Origin of the sequence: Vibrio renipiscarius (assembly GCF_000827885.1) — a bacterium.
Taxonomy (GTDB): Bacteria; Pseudomonadota; Gammaproteobacteria; order Enterobacterales; family Vibrionaceae; genus Vibrio; species Vibrio renipiscarius.
Window position 1 is genome coordinate 274953 of record NZ_JTKH01000024.1, and the last position, 23207, is coordinate 298159.

18 protein-coding genes are annotated in these 23207 nt (G+C 45.2%); 14 read left to right on the forward strand and 4 right to left on the reverse strand.

The genetic code is table 11. From position 1 onward, the window contains the following. The first annotated feature begins 276 nt into the window (after positions 1-276). From OJ16_RS14905 to OJ16_RS14950, 10 genes are all read left to right on the forward strand, one after another. Positions 277-636, forward strand: coding sequence for a carboxymuconolactone decarboxylase family protein (locus OJ16_RS14905; protein WP_040992041.1), 360 nt, complete (start codon positions 277-279; stop codon positions 634-636). Then, positions 636-1151, forward strand: a complete 516-nt coding sequence (locus OJ16_RS14910) for a VOC family protein (protein WP_040992042.1) — start codon at positions 636-638, stop codon at positions 1149-1151. The genes OJ16_RS14905 and OJ16_RS14910 overlap by 1 nt, the downstream gene beginning before the upstream one ends. Continuing rightward, a complete protein-coding gene (locus tag OJ16_RS14915) occupies positions 1148-1588 on the forward strand; it encodes a DMT family transporter (RefSeq protein WP_040992043.1) in 441 nt (146 codons plus the stop codon). The genes OJ16_RS14910 and OJ16_RS14915 overlap by 4 nt, the downstream gene beginning before the upstream one ends. Next, complete coding sequence (locus tag OJ16_RS14920; protein ID WP_040992044.1) at positions 1588-2106, forward strand: DMT family transporter; 519 nt, start codon at positions 1588-1590, stop codon at positions 2104-2106. The genes OJ16_RS14915 and OJ16_RS14920 overlap by 1 nt, the downstream gene beginning before the upstream one ends. Further along, entirely contained in the window at positions 2096-2419 is a 324-nt protein-coding gene (locus tag OJ16_RS14925) for a hypothetical protein (RefSeq protein WP_040992045.1), read from the forward strand. The genes OJ16_RS14920 and OJ16_RS14925 overlap by 11 nt, the downstream gene beginning before the upstream one ends. 89 nt (positions 2420-2508) lie before the next feature. Further along, positions 2509-3447, forward strand: coding sequence for a LysR family transcriptional regulator (locus OJ16_RS14930; protein ID WP_040992046.1), 939 nt, complete (start codon positions 2509-2511; stop codon positions 3445-3447). A gap of 455 nt (positions 3448-3902) precedes the next feature. Then, on the forward strand, positions 3903-5057 hold the full coding sequence (locus tag OJ16_RS14935; RefSeq protein WP_040992047.1) for a GGDEF domain-containing protein: 1155 nt from the start codon (positions 3903-3905) through the stop codon (positions 5055-5057). Between the two features lie 307 nt (positions 5058-5364). Continuing rightward, a complete protein-coding gene (locus tag OJ16_RS14940) occupies positions 5365-6720 on the forward strand; it encodes a TackOD1 domain-containing metal-binding protein (protein WP_040992048.1) in 1356 nt (451 codons plus the stop codon). Then, positions 6707-8023: a glycosyltransferase family 2 protein gene (locus tag OJ16_RS14945; RefSeq protein ID WP_040992049.1), complete on the forward strand. Its 1317-nt coding sequence runs from the start codon at positions 6707-6709 to the stop codon at positions 8021-8023. Before OJ16_RS14940 ends, OJ16_RS14945 begins: the two co-directional genes overlap by 14 nt. Position 8024: 1 nt before the next feature. Then, the gene (locus tag OJ16_RS14950; protein WP_040992050.1) at positions 8025-9062 is read left to right on the forward strand and encodes an HlyD family secretion protein; all 1038 of its coding nucleotides are present in this window, start codon (positions 8025-8027) and stop codon (positions 9060-9062) included. A gap of 122 nt (positions 9063-9184) precedes the next feature. On the opposite strand, the gene OJ16_RS14955 is transcribed toward OJ16_RS14950, so the two are convergent. Together OJ16_RS14955 and OJ16_RS14960 are read right to left on the reverse strand one after the other, a co-directional pair. Then, positions 9185-10687 (reverse strand): arylsulfatase, encoded by a 1503-nt coding sequence (locus OJ16_RS14955; RefSeq protein ID WP_040992051.1) that lies wholly within the window; start codon positions 10685-10687, stop codon positions 9185-9187. Between the two features lie 9 nt (positions 10688-10696). Next, positions 10697-11086: a DUF4345 domain-containing protein gene (locus OJ16_RS14960; RefSeq protein WP_040992052.1), complete on the reverse strand. Its 390-nt coding sequence runs from the start codon at positions 11084-11086 to the stop codon at positions 10697-10699. A 139-nt stretch (positions 11087-11225) separates the two neighbouring features. Between OJ16_RS14960 and OJ16_RS14965 the strand changes: the two genes are divergently transcribed. Next, positions 11226-11999, forward strand: a complete 774-nt coding sequence (locus tag OJ16_RS14965; RefSeq protein WP_040992053.1) for a hypothetical protein — start codon at positions 11226-11228, stop codon at positions 11997-11999. A gap of 283 nt (positions 12000-12282) precedes the next feature. On the opposite strand, the gene OJ16_RS19630 is transcribed toward OJ16_RS14965, so the two are convergent. Then, positions 12283-18312 carry an Ig-like domain-containing protein gene (locus OJ16_RS19630; protein ID WP_052810344.1) on the reverse strand — a complete coding sequence of 2010 codons (6030 nt, stop codon included), beginning with the start codon at positions 18310-18312 and terminating at the stop codon, positions 12283-12285. A gap of 714 nt (positions 18313-19026) precedes the next feature. On the opposite strand from OJ16_RS19630, the gene OJ16_RS14975 reads away from it, so the two are divergent. Further along, a complete protein-coding gene (locus tag OJ16_RS14975; protein WP_040992054.1) occupies positions 19027-19593 on the forward strand; it encodes a cytochrome b/b6 domain-containing protein in 567 nt (188 codons plus the stop codon). A gap of 81 nt (positions 19594-19674) precedes the next feature. Here the strand turns inward: OJ16_RS14975 and OJ16_RS19810 are convergent, their stop codons facing one another. After that, positions 19675-19947, reverse strand: a complete 273-nt coding sequence (locus OJ16_RS19810) for a hypothetical protein (RefSeq protein ID WP_236688433.1) — start codon at positions 19945-19947, stop codon at positions 19675-19677. A 139-nt stretch (positions 19948-20086) separates the two neighbouring features. Here OJ16_RS19810 and OJ16_RS14980 point away from each other — a divergent pair, with 139 nt between their 5' ends. Together OJ16_RS14980 and OJ16_RS14985 are read left to right on the forward strand one after the other, a co-directional pair. After that, positions 20087-21025 (forward strand): LysR family transcriptional regulator, encoded by a 939-nt coding sequence (locus OJ16_RS14980; RefSeq protein WP_006710317.1) that lies wholly within the window; start codon positions 20087-20089, stop codon positions 21023-21025. A gap of 223 nt (positions 21026-21248) precedes the next feature. Continuing rightward, positions 21249-23204: a TonB-dependent receptor domain-containing protein gene (locus tag OJ16_RS14985; protein ID WP_040992055.1), complete on the forward strand. Its 1956-nt coding sequence runs from the start codon at positions 21249-21251 to the stop codon at positions 23202-23204. Positions 23205-23207: the final 3 nt, after the last annotated feature.

Genomic DNA, 23207 nt, shown 5'->3' on the forward strand with positions numbered 1-23207 from the left:
AATACATTAATGAGTTGTCAATTAGCCGCCCACCCCAGTACACCCTATCGTCTAATGAAAAAGCGAGATTGATTATTGCTTACTTTTCAGCCAGCACATCTCGTTTCACGCGGCAACGCTCACTTCAGCGCCTTCCGATTTATTCTGAGCATTTCAATATCTGTGCAGGTTCTGCATAAGTCCTATTCCATTCCGCTGGTTTTTCAAAATTCATCACTCTCTATAATCCCCTTCATCCGCTGCGGCGAACCAAATTAATAAGTGAGTGAGTTGAATATGACTAAGACATTTAAGAATGCAGTGCTGGATGATCAAGCACTGATTGAAGGCCTCAAATCAATCAACCCAGCATGGGGTGATATGACCGTACGAGTTGCGGGTGAAGCATGGGGCATGCCGTTAATTGACCAAAAGACCAAGGCGCTCATCAGCATTGCGATTGACCAAATGGCGCTCAACGTAACGGGCGAAGGCAATCCATTTGGCGCTCACGTGGACATGGCCCTAAAACAAGGGGCAACGTATGCAGAGCTTGAAGAGTTAATCTTATTTGCCTCGGCATACACTGGCTATAACAAAGGGGCGACAACAATGGGCGCTCTCAACAAAATTCGTCATGAACGAGGAGATTTCTAATGGCTATTCCAGGACTAAAAAAACCAGACCACATCGGTTTCACCGTACCAAATCTCGATGAAGCCATTACTTTCTTCCGTGAGCATTTTGACTTTGAACTGGCGTATGAGTTTGGTCCATTCGCTTCCGATGATGATTGGATGAAAGATCACTTAAACGTCAATCCACGAGCAGAGATCACCAAGATCGCTGTCATGAATGCGAAAGGACTTAACTTAGAGATTTTTGAATACTCAGACTCAGTAGAGCGAAGCAAATCAGCACCAAATAACGCCGATATTGGTGGTCACCACCTTGCTTTCTATGTTGATGATATGGATGCCGCGGTCGCGTATCTAAAAGACCAAGGTATCACCGTTCTTGGAGAAGCGACCACCATGACTGAAGGGCCAACAGAAGGCGAATCGTGGGTTTATTTCATGGCACCTTGGGGGATGCAATTAGAGCTTGTGTCTTATCCGAACGGTAAAGCTTATTCAAGAAGCACTTCTGTCACGTTGTTTGACCCACGATGAACATTATTTTTATCTTGATGATTGTGCTCGCGGGCATGGGCCTGTCTTTCGAGGCAGGTTTGCTTGGCCCTTTAGGCGAGCAAGTCGGCCATTTATGGGCCACCTTAAGCATCTTTGGTGTTGGTACCGCGTTGCTTTGGATCATTCGCCTCTTCACACCGAATGGAAAGTTCACCGCTTGGAATACCATTCCAAAATGGCAGCTTATCGGTGGTTTACTGGGGCCTATCTACGTGGTCGTGCTGACACTATCGACTCCGATTTTAGGCGTCGCGATGACGATGGTTTGCGTCCTGTTTGGACAAATAACCAAAAGCTTTGCGATTGACTATTTCGGCTGGTTTGCCATGCCAAAACAAGCGACGAATCCACTGCGTCTGCTTGGCTTGGGATTCATATTTCTCGCGCTTTGTTTTGTCTACTTAGGAGGACAGTAATGACGCTGATTATTTTACTCGCCATTGCATCAGGCATGGCGCTTAGCGCTCAAGCGGCGATCAATGGGCAATTGGGCGCCAAAGTTGGCGTGATTGAAAGCTCTCTGCTGACCTTTGGCATGGGAACCGTGCTCACAGCCTTATTGATTTTCTTTTTTGAACCAAGTTACAACGCCAATCTGTTAACGGTTCCTAAGTGGCAACTCGCGGGCGCACTCTTTGGCATCTTTTACATGATCGTCATGGTGGCGGCGGTACCAAAAGTTGGTGTCGCGATTGCGACTGTTGCCACCATTCTGGGCCAGATGATCATGAGCCTAATCATCGATACTCAAGGTTGGCTCGGCAATGCACCTATCGAACTGAATTACTGGCGTATTGCGGCCATGTTGTGCATTGCGGGCGCCTTAGTGTGTATTTATATCGCCAATCGCCAAATGCAAACCGAATCAGAAGCACCGGTAGAAAAAGACACTATTACTACTCACCTTACCAAGGAAACATTACATGTCAGCTAAAACCATCATCGTGTTCTTTAACCTAAAATCAACGACGGATGAAAGCCAATACCTTCAGTGGGCCAAAGAGTCCGATCTACCGACGGTAAATACACTCAGTAGCGTTTCGTCGTTCGAAGTGTTCAAAGGCATCAGCATATTTGGTCAAGATAAGCCGTCTCCATGGGATTATTTTGAAGTGATTCATATTGACTCTGCAGACGCGTTCCTAAACGATATTCAAACGGATGAAATGCAAAAAATTGTTGAACAATTCCAATCTTTTGCGGAGGATGCACACTTTATCGTGACCGAAAACATTCTCACTGCATAACCCATTAACATCCAGGCAAGCTAAATATTAGTTTGCCTGTTTTTGCGTTTAGGTCTTAATCTTTGGCTAACGGAAGTAGGAGAACATTTGTGAATTACGATGTGTCTTTATTGGAAATAAAACTGTTCTTAATGACCACCCAGTTTGGTAATTTTTCTGAGGTGGCACGTCGCCAAGATATGACGCCATCGTCGGTCTCTCGCAAAATGGCGCAGCTAGAGGAAAAAGTTGGAACCAAACTGTTACATCGTCATACCCGCTCAATTTCTCTTACTGATGAAGGCGTGGCATTTAACAAACATTGCACCGAAATCATCCATCAGTATGAATCGGTTGTCGAACGCATTGAACAGCGTGCAGACACGCCTCGCGGCACGGTGAGAATAAGCGCACCAGTTGCCTTTGGCCGACTCCACATCGCCCCCTATCTCGCTGAACTACTAGAACGCTATCCACTTCTTAAAGTGGAAATTCAACAGACGGACGCATTTGTTAACCCTGCGGCAGAGGCGATTGATCTGATGATTCGTATTGGCGTGCCTCAAGATTCGTCATTAAGAATGAAACGTTTTGCTCAGCAGCGCTATGTGATGGCTGCAAGCCCAAGCTACCTAAAGTCTTATGGCCACCCACGAACCGCCGAAGATCTCAAACAACATAACTGTTTAGTCTTTAAGGGACCGAATGGTTTACAGCGTTGGTTTATTGGCAAAGACCAATTAGAACCGTACGAAGTGTCTGGCTCGATCTACAGTAACAACGCAGAAACGTTGGTGGCAAGCTCAGTGGGTGGGAGTGGCATTGTGGTCTTTCCCACTTGGCTAATTGGGGAAGAATTGAAGAGCGGCAAACTGATCCCCCTGCTGGAAGATCATCAAGTATCGACAAGTCTAGAGCAACAAATGATCGGTGCTCTCTACTTAGATACTGATAACCTTTCGGCAAAAGTGAGGGTTGTTATTGACTTTTTAGCAGAAAAATTCAGCAGCACCAGTGATCATAGCTTATGCTACTGGGACACACCTTAGCCAACGCGCGTTTCCGCACATGTGCTTCGCCGAGGACAAAACATCATAAATAACAACGTCACTCCGCATCCTAGGTAACCCTTCGATCGGTGGAATAACAAATTTCGCGAGCAAAAGTTGCATGCCTCGCGGAACAATAAAATGCAGGGATAAAATCACCGTCAAACGCTGGAAAAACGTTTTTATTCGCTTCATAGTAAAAGCTCTAATAAACGTAATAATACTGGATTAACGTTACGGTTTTAGCGGATACGAAGACACGAACCATTACGTAGAACTGACATAGAAAAACATCCCCTAGGACGCGACGTGGTGAATAATCGACGCGAACAACGCGAACAAGTCAGTCCAACCTGGGGGTTATTCATCATCATAAAGCGTCGGTTGGACCGGCCTGCTTATGGCATGAAGTTTTGATCGTGTAGTGTGGTAAAGACGACAAGGACGGAAAAGGCATGGAAGGATTTTCCTTAGATATCAGAACTCTGAATTTTGTAATGATTTTATTTTCAGTCATTTACTGTATTGGGTTGTTGCTTTTTCAAAGCGCACAAAAGCCTATCAAAGGACTATCACTCTTTTCTCTCTCCATTTTTATTATTGGCTGCGGGCCTCTTTTATTGAGTTTTAGAGGCATTACGCCTGATTACGTCAGTATTATTGGCAGCAATATGCTGATAGCGCTGGGGTTTCACTTAACGCTCTATAGCCTTTCTTTATTTCGAGGTTACTCCACTAAACTCTCGCAGTTCAGCGCTATTCTGCTGCTCGTGGTTCTCATCGGTTTTATCTATTTCACTTATTACGATCCTTCGATACGCGGTCGGGTTGTGGTGATCAGTCTCTTTCTCGCTTTTGTGACCTTTTGTACCGCCGTCGTCTTAGTCAATGGCGATAATAACGATCTCTCTTTGGTGACTAAAATGATGGCATTGCCTTTTGTCGCTTATAGCGTGTTTATGATGATGCGGGTAATGACGTCGATTTCTGATGCTGAAATCATCGACTTTATGCGCGCAAGCCTAGTCCACCAGCTGACTTTTCTCTTTAGTATCATCCTGATCGTCTCCATGAGTTTTTCCATGCTTTGGATGATAAACGCACGGTTATTGCGCAAAAACGAGCATCTGTTGCATCAAGACCCCCTGACAAAACTGAAAAACCGCAGAGCGTTAAACGACACGATTGCAGGATTTCAAAAGAAAGCTCAGCGCGCCCCTGTCAGTATTGTGATGTCTGATATCGATAACTTTAAATCGATAAATGATCACTATGGCCACTTGCTCGGAGACGATGTCATTCAAGCGGTTGCAAACAACACACGAAAAGAGTTAAAAGATTCCGCGGTCGCGTTCCGATTAGGCGGCGATGAAATGATGGTTATCATTCCAAACTGTCACCTTGATGAGGCAAAAGCTTGGACAAACCAGTTACGACAATCCATTGCTGACATCAGACTCGATACGCAGCCAGAGTTGCAATTTACGGCCAGCTTTGGCATTGCGTTGTTATCCCCAACGGCGAACTGGCAACAAAGTGTCGAGGAAGCCGACAAAGCGCTTTATCAATCCAAAGGAAATGGCCGCAATATGGTGAGTGTTGCAGCTTAAGCATTGAACATTGTTATGTTTACCCTTTGGTGCAATCGACATACATTCTCTTTCCCGCAAACCTCTGATCTCGGCTTTCTGGTCTCGGCGTTCTGACCTATGCTTAAAGCATAATAAAATACGATGTTGGCATACGAGTAAAAGGAACCGTTCTGTTTCTGGTTTGCTTATTCTGCGGCGATATCGTACTGACAATGCTGATTTCCCGCCTGAATATCATACGCTGTGCATCCATACCCTAAATCAGAATCACTAGCGCGCTCCTTGAGACACTGAAAATAGACAGCGATTAATCAGAGTAATTAGAATGTCAGAGAGAGATAGCCCGCGTTATTGGGTTGGTGATAAGCCGACAACGGATATATTGGAAAACGCCATTTATGTGTCAAACATCAATGATATACCTAGTCAATTGGGGGGTATTTTATGCATCAACCTCTCTAATCATCAAGAAATCGACGCCTCATTGCGTGCCTTTTTCCGGCAGCCTGATCGCTGGTCATGGTGTGTCTACGTAACAACGGAAACCGACTATTCTCAATGTGTTACCGATGGTCTTTTTGATCACGCGACTGCGCTAGAAACTTGGAGCAGCATTCAGCCACGCCTTGAAGCCATCTTGTCGCAAGGCTCGATTGATCCCCTCATTGGTTGGTTAGGTATTCATCGCCGTCGCCGTGTCTTCGCTTTTAAAAGCCTTGAATCAACGTCGATCTACTCCTATCCCATTATCGAGGCGCTGTTCCCAGACCTGTATTCCACCTACCGTTACGTGCTTTCCGAACAAAACCATGGCGTGTTAGAAGCGGAACAATTGATCGACCGTATTCGAGTTTGCCCACACTGTAGTAGCGGCCACCTCAATTATATCGAAGTCTGCCCTGACTGCCGTAGTATCGACATCGATTTACAAAGCTCACTTCACTGCTTTACTTGTGGCCATGTGGGCGCTCAACAAAGCTTCCAACGACGTGGCAAACTCGAATGCCCTAAATGTTTCACCCAACTGCGTCATATCGGAGTCGACTATGATCGACCTTTAGAAAATCATGTCTGTAATCACTGTACTAGCTTGTTTGTTGAAGCGGGCACCATTGCTCAATGTTTAAGTTGCAGAGCAAAAATCAAGATTGAAGAACTCGCGGTTCGTAAATATCACCAATTTAAACTTGGTGAAAACGGTGAGTATATTTATCAACACGGGAAAACCATTCAAGCCCCTGAATTATCGATAAAAGGCAAAGTAGAAATCGGGTTCTTTCAAAATCTATTGGCTTGGCTTAATAAAGTTGCCCTACGCCATCACGAACATCACACCTTGTTAGCGTTACACCTCCCCTCATTAGATGCCTATGGTAAACAATATGGTGATGCGAGTTTGTTCTCGTTAATGGCCCAGCTAACCGGCCGTTTAAGCAGTTTGTTTCGCGATACCGACATTTGCTGCCAATACAAGCAAGACGTCTTGCTCGTGCTCATGCCAAACACGCCTTACTCTAATGTGGATGTACTGCAACGAAAACTATTGGCGCTTAGCGAGTTAATCGAAGACGAGGATTTTGAGCTGAATGTTTTCTCTTGGGGGCTGCCCAATGCAGCCATAGATGACGGCATTTCACCATGGTTAGACGGCTTGATGGAGCACATTTATGCTGCAAGATAGCGTTGTTCTACTCGACTACTTATTGGGTATGCTCGCCCATAATTATGAATTGTGGCTGCTGTTATTCCCAATAATGATCGCCATTGAATTACCGTTGTACCTATTGGTCTTCACGGGCATTTTCCGCTGGTCTTACTCGACAAAAGACGTTGAGCTCACTCACTTCCCTTTTATCAGCGTGGTGATCACCTGCTATGGTGAAGGTGAAACCATTCGTATCACGATCGATACCCTAGTTGAGCAAGTCTACCCTGGCCATATTGAAATTCTCGCGGTCGTGGATGGTGCGGTTCAAAACCAAGAAACGTATCAAGCCGCCTTAGAGGGTGTTAATCGACACGCTGGCCACAAAAATCGTCATGTACGTGTCCTTCCAAAATGGCAGCGCGGAGGTCGAGTATCCACGCTAAACGCTGGCCTATCTGCCGCCAAAGGCGACATTATCATCAATGTGGATGGCGACACCTCATTTGATAACGACATGGCTTTCACCATGATGAAGCAATTTGCCGATCACAATGTGATTGCCAGTGGCGGCGCGTTAAGGGTACGAAATCACCATAAAAACATCTTAACCAAGATGCAATCATTGGAATATATGCTCTCGATGCAAGCGGGAAAAACCGGGATGGCAGAATGGGGGGTATTGAACAATATCTCTGGTGCATTTGGCGCGTTTCGGAAAACACAGCTCAAACAAGTCGGCGGATGGGATACGCATACCGCCGAAGACCTCGATTTAACTATGCGTTTAAAGCAATACAAACGACGTTATCCAAATAATAAGCTGGCATTTGCTCCCCATGCCATTGGTCATACTGATGTGCCTGATACCTTAAAAGGCTTAATCATGCAGCGCATACGTTGGGATGGGGACTTGCTGTTTTTATTTTTGAGGAAACACAACGAAGGGCTCTCACCGGCCCTATTGGGTTGGAGCAATTTTTTGTTCACGCTTGCTTATGGGATCATTCAAAACGTGTTGTTGCCCATATTGGTGGTCATGTTCAGTGTGTATATGATTATCGCTTACCCATTCACGTTTGTTCTCGCGTTAATGCTGCTGCTCTATTTAACCTATTTGTCCCTCTCTCTACTGATTTTTATCGTTTATATCGGCTTAGTTTCGGAACGAAAGAGCGAAGACTTGTCATTCCTCAAGTGGTTATTGCTTTATCCCATTTACCAATTTTTTATGCGCTTAATCACCGCATTTTCAATGATGAACGAAATCGTACGACGTGGGCATGAAGAATCAAGCATGGCACCCTGGTGGGTATTGAAACGAGGTAAAAAGTTCTAATATGAAAGTTAACTTTCACTTAGATAAAAAGAACAAACCACACTCTGAAAATGGCATGACCGTCTTGTATGGGCAAGCAAAACGCAGTGGCTATCGCCTACGCTGGTATTTAATTTTAGCCATCGTTATCAGCCCATTACTGTTCATGAGTTACTACTTGTTTCGTACGCAAATACTGGTGACTGCGCCAGGCATTGTGACCTCTTATCCACTAACCATCACATCCCCACAATCGGCCACTGTTGACGACTTATTGACGACAATTGGGGCTGAGATCAGTAACGAACAGCCACTGATCGTACTAAAAAACAAAATATTGGATCAGGAAGTCGACTTCTTACACCAAGAATTATCGAAGCTCTCAAATATAGAGCAGCCTAACAGTAACAGCTTGTACCAATTGGCGATCAGCAATACCAAAAAGAGTGTCAAAAAAGTCGACGCTATTCAGCAAAAGTACGACCGCTTTCGTAACGATGGGCAAGTATCTGATGTCGATTATGCCTCAATGGTCAACGTCAGTAACGCGATGCATAATCAATTAAGCGCTCAAGAAATCGCCTACGTGAATGAACAACAGCAACAGGTACAGCAACAATTAGCCGGGCCTATTTCGCAACAATATCGCGCGTTAAAGCAAGAGTTAGTCGTGAAAGAAACACAACAAAATAACTTGATGTTTACCGCCCCTTTTACCGGCAGAGTATTAGATATTCATGTCCACGAAGGGCAACGCGTAACAGAAAACGCCCCCCTTCTCACCCTTGCGCAAAACATTACGCCCGAGATTATTGTCTTCTTAAACCCAAAATATCTTGAATATGGCACACTCAATACGCAAGCGACGGTTATTTTCCCAGATGGCAAAAAATTCGCCGCCACCGTTTCTCGGCCCGTTGAGCTAGTGAACACATTACCACCTGAGTTGCAAAGCCCGTTTGAAGGCCAATCCGCGTACTTAAAACTCATCTTAAGCTTTGACGAACGGCTTGAGAAAACACGCTGGATAGAAGGGGTTGAAGTCGAAGTTCGATTCTAGAATAGAGGCCACTGGTCGCGTTCAAGGCTAAATAACCAAAACGGACACATCGTTATCAAATAAAGATGTGTCAGCCCTGGCCATTCAGTATTCAGTATTCAGTAAAAATGGCGGATTTTTTCTTAGTTACCCACACCACCGATGTTCTCGGCCGAAGAATCAGGCGTGACGGGCGGCCACTCTTTGAAGGTTGCGAGGTGCTGTTGGACAGCCGCTTGAGCAGGACCAAATGCCCACATTTTTTCTCCCATCCATTTCATGTACATACCCGACTCTTCTGCCGCTCGTTCGTAAGGGTCACGACGCAAGTTAAACAGTAAGGGGGCATTGAGCTCTTCTTTAGGACCACTCCAACCCTGATTTTGCACAACGAAATGCGCCTTCCAATCACCAACACGAACCGCTTGTAGCTTATCTCGTTCGTAGTAGTAGATTTCTTTACGGTTGGACTCGCCTTTCTCGGTCAACATATCCACTTGGTTGTAACCATCGAGATGCGCTTTAAAGCCATCGTAGCCTTTAAGCATTTTCTCTTTTAGATCTGACGGGCCACCAGCCGCAGCGACCAGTGTCGGTAACCAGTCCATCCCGTCGAAGATGCCATTGCCAACACTACCCGCCGGAATTTTACCCGGCCAGCTCACCAGTGCAGGCGCTCGCACGCCGCCTTCCCAAGTTGTCCCTTTTTCACCATGATAAGGCGTCATACCGCCATCGGGCCATGTCATGATCTCTGGGCCGTTATCGGCAGTGAAAATGATGATGGTGTTGTCAGCAATACCGAGTTCTTCCATTTTCGCCATCATTTCACCGACATGATCATCAAGATCTTTCATGACGACTTCTTGAAGTCCCCAACCGTTTTGTCCAAGCATCGCTTCGTATTCAGGGGAAAGGTGTGTCCAAACGTGACCGCGTGATGGGCAGTACCAAGTGAAGAATGGCTTATCCGCTTCAACCGCTCTTTCGATAAAGTTGATGGCGTGTTTATTCACTTCATCATCAAGTGTACGCATACGCTCAATCGACAATGCACCATCATCTTCGATCGTTTGACCGCCTTTGCCATCGGATCTTGCGTAAATCACATTACGAGGCGCAAAAGCATCTAACGATCCATCTTTTGGCCAATCGGGATCTTCTGTGTATTCCATGGCATTCAAGTGATACAACCAGCCCCAATATTCATCAAAACCGTGCATTGTCGGTAAAAATTCGTCTCGATCACCAAGGTGATTTTTACCAAACTGCCCAGTGACATAGCCCATGGTTTTCAGGATTTCAGGAAGCGTTGGTGTATCGGCACTTAAACCCACTGGCCCACCCGGTAGCCCAACGGAGTGCATACCTGTTCGCACAGGAAGTTGCCCCGTTAAGAATGCAGAACGACCCGCCGTACAAGAAGGTTGCGCGTAGTAGTCGGTCAACAGCATGCCCTTTTCAGCAATACTATCGATGTTTGGTGTTTCGCTACTCATCACCCCATTGTGATAAGCACTGAGATTTGAGATCCCAATATCATCCGTGAAGATAACAAAAATATTCGGTTGTTCTTGAGCTGACCATGCCGATAGCGAAAAGCTACTCAACACACTCAGAATAACAAGGTGGAAAATCCTATTCATAGAATGTCCTTATACTGTTTCAGATTGCTCTTTGTGAACCATTTTTATACCTACCAAGCCAAAGCCAAACTCTAATAATAGATAGACGACAAGCAGCCAATGCGGCATCCCATCGAGCAACAAGCTCATGACTCGGCCAGCAGCCAAACCCAACATGAAGACCACTAAACTGTAGAGTGCTGGTAATCGGTATTTCTTAAATAACGCCCCTGCAACCCAAAACAACGCAAACGCCAGATACAACCCCATTACGGCACGGAAGATATGAGTAACATTGACAGGACTGGCATCAATTTCAAAAAGATAATCGAGCGAGATAACGGGGGCATAACCATACGACAACGCAATCGGTGTTAAACCCACCACAGCAACAAACAAAAAAACACTCTGCGGCTTCATCTTTTCCCTCTTTGAATTTGATCCATGTCAAAAATCATAGCCTACAATCACTAACACACAAGTTGCATAAATGAGCAGCGAATAGCCTAGGCATGCATTCATAACGGTGCCATTTCACATCAAAGATAGGGATATCAATATGGCTAAATGGCGTTACCTACTCGCATCAGCGTTGACGGCTAGTTTTATCGTAAGCGCAGAAGAAATAAGCACTTCATCAGACGTCAAGCAATGGCACCACAGCATTGAAATTTACGCTCAGGCACTGAATATTCGCGGCAGCAGCACAATCGGTGGATTGCCGCCTGCCGATGTAGACGTAGACCCAGAATTTATAATGGATAATATCGATATGGGTGCGATGTTGCGTTTGGAAGGCATTTACAACAATCAATGGGGTTACTATGTCGACTACAGTTACATGAAGCTGAGTGGGTCGGCGGGCTTAGTTCAAGGCGCAAGTAACAATATCCTTAAGGGACGCATTGATATCAGGCAAGGTGTTTTAGAAGCAAAAGGCTTTAAGCGCTACCAATATAACATTGGCTCAATTGATTATATGGCTGGTATACGTTGGTGGGACAACGACATCGACACGAAAATCTACAAACCAGGATTCACCCCTGAAATAAATAAATCATTGGATGAAGATTGGATTGATTATCTGATCGGTGTTCGTTGGATCAAAGAAATCAACAAACATTGGACGGTGCACACCAGCTTAGATATGGGCTTAGGCAGTGATACCGACTTCACCTCTTCGCTGTTAACTGGCGCTCGATACCAAATAAACAGCTGGTCTGACTTAAATATTGCCTATAAATCCACTTGGGTTGATTACGAAAACAAAGGCACTTTTGAATACGACACGGCGTCACAAGGGTTTCTCATTGGTTGGGCGGCGCATTTTTAATCCACGGTTTCACCATGCTAAACCGTCAGTGTCCGATATTCTCGATCGTATCCGAGCGGTTCATTCGTAAAGCCACTAAGAAGCACGAATGCTTGTGATCCTGTGAACGAATGGTCTGTGAGGCAATGCCTATGAAGCAATGCTTGTGAAGCAATGCCTGTATTGAGATGGGTTGGCTGATTTTCTCTTTGGCGAAGTCAAAAAAAATCCCCTGATTTTAATCAGAGGATTTTTGTATGAAAGCCCGAAAATTAACAAGCTTTGGGTTTAAGCCATACTTCGCTTACAACACTTGACCGACATACTCTTCTTCGTGGTACCCGTTACACACGTAAGGTTCTTCATCTACGATAGTCGAATGAATCACTTTTTCGTCAGAACGATAAAGCGAGACTTCTTTCGCTTGCCAGAAACTCCAAACCTCGCCGCTAATGACTGTACCATCCGACAACAACGTATCGACTTTCCAGTAGTAAGCGTTTGTTGAATCGAAACCGTACTCTGATACATCAATAGACGTTTCAGTGGTTTCTACAAACAAATCAGACTCCGTCATGTTCTCAGAATCAGAAAGGTACACTTTGTAGCCTGTCACGTCTGATTGCTGTGTAACATGCGTATTCCAACCCAAGCTAGAAACCAACGCCATATCCACGTTTGAACCGTTTACAACGCTTGGATCGAATGCCGGGATACGGTTGTTATAAACGTCACGCATCTTCTCTTCAGAGAAAGCAGAGTGAGCAATAACGAGATCATCGAAACCACCGTGATTCGTTGCACTGATGAAACCAACCTGTCCAGCTTGAGCTGGTTGCTGACCGAACGACGCGTGAGCACCGTAAGCGATCCATGCTGAAGTGCCAGACGTCGAGATGTAAGAGAAGTTATCAGGAATAACCACTTCACCCACTTTCTCACCGTCTACGAACAGCTTAGCGATTCGTTGATCCCAACTTAGGGTCATACCCACTTGAACCCAAGTTTCTGTATCCAACAACTGCGGAATGTCCGGCACGTTTAGTTTCAAGATACGATTTTTAGAATGCAAGTTCTTATCGTGTAGATCCAGTTTCAGCGTTGTACCTTGAGCGCCAATCACCCATCCGTCACCATCGAAGTCGTTATCTTGATCGCGACCACGACGCGCCAGTTCAGTCAGTAGATTCAGGTCAATGTCTTTGTTCGGTTTGTACCAGAATGAAACACTGAAATCTTTATCGTTGATTTCGTATAGATGAGGATGGAATTCATACGGTGAAATCTTCTCATCTTTGTTCATTTGGTTAGACGACATTGGATACTGTTTAGCGACCCATGTTGGCGCTTTATCGCCTTCTAAACCAGACTTGCCCGTTAACGCGTTGTAGGTCGCGTACGGTACTTGAATGTGAACACCCGACTCATCACGGCTACGACCGGAATAATCCCAGTTAGCGACCATCAGCTTACTGAGTTTCGGTGTTTCAGAGAACAAGTAACCGTAGCTGATGCGACCGTCAGTCGTAACTAGACCTTGAGTGTCATCATAACCTTGACCGTCGAACGTCATCACATCACTGATACCGTTCTGTTCTACGTTGATGTGCAGCATGCCACGAGAAGTTAAACTCGTAGAATCCGACAACACGTAGAACGCTTCAATCAGACCGATGAAACCTTTAGGCGGTTCAATGTGGATCTGGCCATCATCAAGTACGGTTAGCACCGTATCAATCGCACCTGAAGTAGAACCAGATTCGATGATATGAGCACTTAGAACGGTAATGTCATCGTTATTCGCATCACTGTCGTTTTTCAGAACGTTAATCGTGCCTGTTCCATTTCGGTAAATCGACGTGTGATCCGGCTGAGCAAACGGGTGGATACCCCAGTCAGCCGCAGGAACGCGAAGATCCGTGAACTGGTTAGTGTGTCCAACATTTTTATTTCTTCGCATTGTCGCCATGTTTTGGTGAACAAGAGAAGAAGCATTCTGTAGACCCGCGCCTGTCATCGTGTTAGTGCCACCCCAACGTTCAGAGAAGTTGTAGTGTTTGCTGCCTAGATGATGCCCCATTTCGTGGATGTACGAACGGTGGTGTGGCTGTGTCTGAAGTCGAACACCGTATGCAAAACCACCCGCACCGCGAGGGAAGTTCCACAATACGTTTTCCCACCAATAACCCGATTCCGTTAACTGTCTTGGGTTCCAGAACTTAGACAACGTGTAACCCCAGTTTCCTGCCCACTGTGCAGACGTTGAACCATCATCAGGAGCACCGAACCCGCTTTTCTCGATCAAGATGTCGGTCATGGTTACACGTTCTTGCATACTGCGAGATAACGAGTAATCACCAGCGTTTAGGTGGTGTTCCATCGTCGCTATTGTGTCGACTTCACTTCCCTTATTGTGGTCAGCAAAGATCTTGTAACTGGCTTGGTGACCTTGTGGACGCTCGTATAGGTGGAACTCTTCCTTAGACGGGAAATAGTTTTCCCAATCTTCAGTGACCGGTTCTACGTATGGAATGTTCGTTAAGTCCGCTTTCAAACCTTGCTGGTAGCGAGAATCCGAAACACCTTCCGTTTTACAGATACCGTCATGATCGAATGTCACACGATTCAGTTGTGCGAATGGTGCGTCTGCACTCGGTCGGAATCCAGGTTTAGCCGAATAACCGTAGAACACATCATACGAAATCGAACAGTCTTCCCAGATTGTCGCGAGTACTGCTGTATCAGGCATTCCATCGATACGACCACGGAACGAACGAGTTTCTGGCAAGTCACGTAATGCCTTAAACTGTTCGACTGCGTCTTCGTCAAAATGGTGGTACTCGATGTCATCTTTACGGAGAGAATAACGGTCAAACGTTACTGACAAGCGATCATCGTTATCATCAACGAGGCCATCAGCGTTAGTATCATCAACCAATAGTTCAGCGGTGAAATGGTCTTTAACCATCAGCATGTGATCGTTCGGGTTGGTACCGTCTACGATCTCATCACCGTTAGTGACACCATCACCGTCACTGTCAGCCGTTGCGCCATCGTTCGGATCGGTTGGGTTCAAACCATTAGCGAGTTCTTCGCCCGTCGTCAGGCCGTCACCATCAGGGTCAGCATTCATATCGTCAGGAGAAAACGGATCCATACCAACTTCGATTTCATCTTCGTTGTAGATGCCATCGCCGTCTGTATCAACGCCAATCTGGTCATTCGGGTTGAATGGGTCAAGACCGTTTTCAATTTCAACGGAGTTATCAACGCCATCACCGTCAGAATCGACGTTCAATCCATCAAGTGGGTTATTCGGATCCAGACCGCCTAAGATTTCATCTTTATCACTGATACCGTCACCGTCCGTATCGGCAAGGTTCGGGTTCGTGATGTCTTTAACACCGGTGAGCAGTGTAAGACTATGAATGTTCCAACCGCGAGTATTAACGCCTTCAGTGCCTAAGAACATACCATATGAGTAAGTACGTTTAGCCGTAAACAAATTATCCGAAGTGTGAAGTTCTTTACCGTTTACAAAGATCGTACCACCGTATGAGTTACCACCGTGGAATTCGATATCGATATCGAAACGCGTCTTACCGTCTACGTATACATCTTCAGCGACTAATGTAAGCGAGTCATTAAGCGTTACGCGAAGACCGTCACCAAGTTTGTCCGCGACGATAAACAACGGCTTACGATAACCATCTTCTGATTGTGCAGGCAGCATGAACAGACTAACCACACCGCCCGAACCGTTCAGAGAACCATTTAACTTAAACAAACCACCATCTTTATACAGCTTAGGGCTCTGAACCGCCCAATCAATATCGTGCTTCATGTGGAAGTGGACTTTACTCGTTCCATCAGCATCGTGCACTTGGTTGTAATTACCCGTTTCCGATTCTACGAAATCAGTCGAGTGTTTTTCGTTTTCTAGACCGTTACTCGTCCAAACTGACCAGTCACCTTGATCTAACATTCCACCATGGTTAGACGCATGGTAGTTCTCTACAACGCTACGTTTTACCAGTTCTTCGAAGTTAGTGAGACCGTCGTTGTCGTTATCTAAAAACGAATCGCTTGGATCTTCAGGGTTCAAACCGTGTTCAAGTTCGATACCGTCATCCATACCATCATTATCAGCATCACGACCGTAATGCGTGTTAGGGTAAACCTTTACCGCAACTTCAGTATAGGTAATAGCAACACCATCAGTAACCGCAACGTCAAACACGTAATCGACTGCCGTTGGTAGAACAACGTGAGGTGTAACCGTTAGCAGGCCGTTCTTGTCGATAGATATAAAGTCAGGTGCACCAAGAACGGAATAACCTAGACCTTTGCTTTCTTTATCCGTAGCAATAACTTGGTGTGTTACTTCTTCGTATACGAGAGTTTCAATCTTAGGAATGGGTTCTACTTCAGGTGATTCGTTTGGAACTTCTGATTCTAAGTCTCGGACAACCACTTCAAACGATTGTAGAGAATAGAAAATACCATTGTACGATTTCACGGTTACCGTAAACACACCGCTTTCTTCAGGGTGTAAATGGATTGTGTTGCCACCAATCGAAGCCCAGTCAGGACTGTCGTGAAGTGCATACGAAACACCTGATTTCAGCTTGGCGACGATTTTACGTGTGGCCGATCCACCAACAAGCATTTCAACCGACTCGATTGGCTCAATCATTGGGATTGATTGGTCGTGAGGGTTAGTGAAACCGTCATCAATGTTTGCACATTCAGGATCCGTTGACCCTTCTTCACACGCATTGTAACCCGATTCGTTTACCGTGAGTTTTGCAGCACCTTCGGTAAAGTAATTACCGTCAGAAGCAATCACCATGAAATCGAATTCGCCTTTAGTCCCAAACGGCGCATTGACGTTGATAACACCGCTTGAAGTGATGTGAACAAATTCAGGCGCATCATTCAGGAAGTAAGTGATCTTGTCGTCTTCGTTCGGATCGAATGCTTCAACTTGGTATGTATAACGTGAGCCGTCATAAGCGATCATTTCTGGAATCGCGTTGATGACAGGCGCCACTTGTGGAGTGACAAACGAATCGTCTAAACCTTCACATTCAGGATCGTTTGAATTGAGTCCGCAATCTGCCGTAGGCATTGGGTAGACTTGAATTTCGACTTCAATCGTCACGTTGAAGGTTTCATTCGCAACCGTCAGTAATGCCGTATGTACCCCTTGTGGTGCCTCTTCTGGCGGAGCAATACGCAAGCGACCATTCGAGTTCACCGTCACCCACTCTGGCGAATCGGTAAGGAAATAAGCTAATACTTTGTCTTCTGATACCGCGTCTACTTGGTAGTAAGTCGCTTGGCCCGCTGCAATCGCGAGTTGATTGATGTCTTGCACAACAGGCGGGGTTGGCGCAGGTTCGCCTTCTTCTGGATCACTTGGCGTCTCATCAGACACGATAATCTGGATATTCTTTTGCTCTACGGTAAATTTACCGTCAGAAACCACCGCCGTAAAATTGAATGTTCCTTCTAATTCAGCAGGAGCCTTAGCCGTGATCAAGCCTTTGCTTGAAATAGACAACCATTCAGGTTCATCTTTAAGCGCAAATAAAACGAAATCTGAATTATCAGTCGCGTTAACTTGAAACTTAAATTCTTCACCTGAAGCCGCAAACAGCGTAGGAATGGATTCCAACACCGGTTTTTCAGTATCGATGTTACATACCGCACTTTCAGGATCGGTTTCACAGTTGATAATGTTGTCTGAAACGATGCTCGATACAAACTGACTGTGTTCACCCTCATCGAATAGTTCGATAGTGAACGCTTTGTATTTTTTGTCGAGATCGTCTCTTAGCGCATTTTTATATTCAACTTTGACACGAAGCTTTACATCACCGCTGGTAATATGTTCACTCAGCGATTCGTCAAGAGACGCAATCACTATCGATTTTAACGATTCACCATTGTGGTCAAGCACGTGGTTTTCTACGTCAATTGGGTATTCGATACCGCGTGAGACAATCGATGCCTTAGCCAATTTGTGATCAGACGTATTAGAAAAGCCTAAATTGGTGGTGTTGAGAGTTAACATCGACTGTTTAGGATTAATCGATATTTCACCGCTTTGATTGGTAAAAATGGGTTTACCGTCTTCAATCGAACAACTGAATTGGTTTGATGAGCAAGCTTGCTCCGTTTTTTCATGATCCGACCCCATCAGATCACTAAATTCATTGCCAACAGCCTCAGTCTCAGTCTCAGTCTCAGAAGATGCCGTTTGATTTTCATCTCCACCATTACACCCAAATAGTGCAATCATGGACAATGCCATAAAGGTCTTTTTCATTTTATTCTTAGTATTGTATGGGGAAGATTCCCACGCGAACTGTATTTAGGTCAGACTTTTCCTAATTAGAATTAAGATATAAGTGTCCAACCAGCCTAATTATTATGCGAACGCAATAAGACAAGAAATAATCAATTTCTTAGTAAACGCTTTATTCGGTGTTGATATATTGATGCCGACCTGCCGTTGACCCGTGTGTGACGAGACCAGGGCAAAGCCAATCACCGCTAGATGAATTGACGTCAATCACCTTTACTTTTCATCGCCCTCCCTCTGCAATTGAGCAAATTCACTGCCCCTAATTTTAGGTAGGCAAACTTGCCATGCTTACACCGATTCTCAGCACTTACATTACCTATAAATAAGCTTATATAAGCACTGCCAAAGTCCATAAGTCGAACCAAGAAATAAATAATCTAACGTTCAAAAACAATGACTTAAAAATAAAAAACATCGAAATGGTCGATTAAAACCTCAATACCAAAATTGACATACCGGCCGTCCTTTGGCGGACTAAACAGAACCGTTTTTGACACAAACAACGTCATAATCCCGCCTTATATCGCAAACTAGATCACGGGGTTTCTCATCCATCAGGCGTCGTAAAAATAGTCTAGGCTTTGATTATTCAAAGTGGATGAGCTTTGACTTGATCGTCAAGCACAACTTCTTCCAAAGCTAAAGCCCAAATCACGTTACGTTGAGAGGTTGTTGATGACGTCAAAGTTGAAACAAGGCCTAAGTGCGTTATTTTCCACCTTGCCTACCATCGAGAAGTTCTTACATGCCATTGTGCTGCTTGGCGTGGTTTGGCAGCTTTTATCGAGTGCGTTTATGCACGTACATGGGGACACATTGCAGCAAAACATTTCAGCCATGTCTTTCCTGCATATTTACGGTGGCTTAATTTTAATCCCTTGGGCTTTGGTTTTTGTTTTGAAGGTTCTTATAAGACGCCAGCTTGCCGATCTTTATCCTTGGCTTTCTGGTCGATTTGACGTCATCAAACAAGATGTAGAATCCATCATCAATCTCGACATGCCCGAAACCAGACCCGCAGGTCTTGCGGCGTGTATTGAAGGGCTAGGCCTGTTAGCGCTTCTCTTAGCTCTCGCGACGGGTAGTGGTTGGTATTGGTTTTTAAATATGTATGGGCCCAACGAGCTTTTGCTTTCTATTCACAAACTCTCCGTCACTTTTATTCAATTCTACTTTTTTGGGCATGGTGCGGCGGCGGTATTACATCTTATCGTTTGGTGGCGTGGGCAACCAATCAAGTGATTTGCGGCGTGTGTGATGTAGGGTCAACGCAGTTCAGATCGACCCTGTCATTTGGAGTAAGCAGAACAAGTATTCAATATATTAATCTGTGATCTTTCCAAATCGAGAACGAGGACATTTCAACGTTTCACATGGCATGTACTGATTGAGCGCTCTACCGAACAGAGAGCAGATTGCGCTGGCTAAACGAGTATTACGCTTAATCGCTTCACGGCGCGTTTTTGTAAGCAACGTTTTGATCAGTAAAGAGAAGCGAACTTCCTTTGGATAGTCATGGGAGTTTTGTAGAAAAACAGGAGTGGCAATACGTGTGCAGTACACGCCAGAAGCCAGTTTTATCAAATACGTATTCACATTCTCAACTAATCTCTTGGTTAAATTGCGTTAATAAGCAAAGTATGTATTTTTAGTCGAGGTTGTTAAAAGGTGCTTATTTATGCTGAGTGTTGTGTATTATTCCCCAACGTGTATTTAACTCTTTAGCGATAAACTCATGAATCTCTCCCAGATTGACCTGAATCTTCTTTTCGTACTGAAACACTTGCTCGAAGAGAAGCACGTATCCAATACCGCGATGTCTCTGAATATGAGTCAGTCTTCGGTGAGCCGTACGCTACAAAAAATGCGTACCTTCTTTGACGATGAACTTTTGGTACGTAAGAAGTTCGGCTATGAGCTGACCCCTAAAGCAGAGTCGATTAAAGACGATATTAACAATGTCATCATTAACCTAGAGAAGTTGGTTCATAAGCAGTCGTTCGACCTAAGCAAGGTTGATAGTACTGTGAAGTTTTATGGCTTGCTGCCTCAAATTAATACCTTGATGCCCAAGGTAATCGCGAAGATCCGCAAAGAAGCGCCGAACATGATCGTGAGTTTAGATTCTGCGCCCAAGCGTCATTTCGAAGCCTTGGTCGCAGGTGATGTGCACTTTGCCTTATCTTCGCATCAGCCGCCTTCTGCTGAGCAAAATATCTATCGTATGACAGTGGCGAAGCGCACGTTCCGTTTGTTGATGAGCCGAGAGCACCCATTGGCGAATGAAACTCTGACCCCACAAAAGCTGGCGGAATATGATTTTGGCCAAGTCTCTCTACAAGGTGAGAAAAGGCTTTCTTTCGAACACAAATACCAAGAACTCGGTTTAGCCAATAAAAAGCAGCGCCTGTCTGCACCTGTGCAGTTGAGTAACTTCAGCTCAGCACCAAGTATTGCTGCTGAAACCGACATCATCTTTCATCTTCCAACGCCTTTCGCAGAAGCGGCGTGTCATGATCCCCGTCTGATCACCAGAGAAGTACCAGAAGAACTCCATTTGAGCTTTCAGGAAGTTTATTTGTACTGGCACAAGCGATTTCATGATGACCCGATGTGCGAATGGGTACGTGAAATCTTCAAAGACCTCTATGTAGGCAAAGATACCTACTCTTAAAAGAGAGTAACTTCTAGATAAGTAAGGCCCGAAGTCTGAGTGATCTGAGAGCCGTTATTCGCTACATCATCAGTTTCATATCAAGCATAAGATGAAGGTAACTATCCGCCTGGCGGATAGCGATATTCTATTTTGGCGATAGCAATATGCTTGAAGCGAATGATTTACGCTGCTCTAATTGAGAATGATTATTAAATGCAATCTCAATTTAAGTAGAGCCAAGATGAACACTATTCAAACGTTTACTCGTTCTCCCCTTTCTAAATCTATAGCTGCTGCGTGTTTTGTATTCCCTGTAATGGGCTTTGCTAACGAACAAGCAAACCAAGTTGATACCGAAGCTTCAACCACAGAAGTCACGACAATGGAAACCATGGTTGTGACAGCGGCGGGTTATGAACAGGTTGTCACCGAAGCGCCGGCATCGATCAGCGTGATTACTCGTGAGCAGTTGGAAAACCGATCGTATAAAGATCTGACAGACGCGCTGCGTGATGTACCTGGTGTGATAGTGACAGGTGGTGGTTCGAGCCAAGACATTTCAATACGTGGTATGCCGGCAGAATACACGGCGATCTTAGTTGATGGACGCAAGCAGTCTAGCCGTGAAACACAACAAAACAGCAGTGGTGGTTTTGAGCAAGATTGGCTACCACCTCTAAGCGCGATTGAGCGAGTTGAAGTCGTGCGTGGCCCAATGTCGACGCTTTACGGTTCAGACGCGATTGGCGGTGTGATCAACATTATCACTCGTAAAGATTATCAAGAGTGGCATGGCAGCGTACGTGGTGAAACAACACTGCAAGAGAACTCAGACTCGGGCAATTCATATCAAAGCCAAGTGCATCTAGCGGGCCCGCTTATTGATGGTCTGTTGAGTGCTTCTTTCTCTGGCTTGTATCAAGAGCGCAAAGAAGATGAGATTCTTTACGGATACGGTGGCAAAACATTAGAGAGCTACCGTGGCGCACTTCATTTGACGCCGACAGATGACGACACCTTCTCGTTTGATTACACCTATCACGATCAAGAACGTGTGACGACGGATGGCAAATCGAAAACCTCAGATTCTGAGCGAGTGAACAATCGTCAATCATTGGGCCTATCTCACTCAGGCAACTACGACTGGGGCTCGGGCACTTCATACATCAACAATGAAACGGTTGAGAATGAAGGCGGAGAAATGGAAGTTGAAAACCTGACTCTGAACTCACAATGGTCTATGCCTGTGCTTGAGGCGCATTACTTGACTATTGGCTTCAACTACACACGTCAGGAGCTGGCAGATTCTGCAGAAGATCATGTCTTCAAAAATAACCAATGGTCACTGTTTGCGGAAGATGAATGGTACATCACTGATTCTTTTGCGCTAACAACTGGCCTCAGATTTGATCAAAATGACGTGTTCGATTCTCACCTGAGCCCTCGTGTTTATGGTGTGTGGAGTGTTGACTCGTATTGGACAGTGAAAGGCGGTGTTTCAACGGGTTATCGAGCACCAGGCTTAACTGAGATGGAAGCGGGTTGGGCGCAAGAAAGTTGTGGTGGCGACTGCTCGGTTTACGGTAATCCTGATCTAAAAGCCGAGACGTCAGTGAACAGTGAAATGGGCGTGTACTTTGTTGGCGATTCCGATTTAAGCTCGAACATCACCGTGTTCTACAGTGACTTTAAAGACAAGATCGACAAGAAAGAGCTGAGCACTAACTGTGGTCGACGTGGTTGTGATTCTACCTATGTGAACATTGAAGATGCGATTACTTACGGTGCTGAGTACACTATAAATAAAGGCATTACCGAGACGATTTCTATCGGTTCGACGTATACCTATACACATACTGAGAAGCAGTCTGGTGAAGATGAAGGTAAGCCACTAACGCAAATTCCTGAGCATTTAGTTACCGTAAATGCAGATTGGCAAGTACGTGATGATATCCAATCTTGGATGCGTGTGACATACCGTGGCAAAGAGTCAGAACCGACAACGAGCAGCTCAAGAACGCAATACGAAGCGCCATCAATTACTTATGTTGACTTAGGTGCCAACTGGTATGTGCAAAAGAACCTGAAACTGATGGCGGGTATCTACAACCTATTTGATGAGCAAACCGATTACCAAGAGTTTGGCTACGTTGAAGATGGTCGTCGTTACTGGTTAGCGGCAGAAGCGTCATTCTAGATA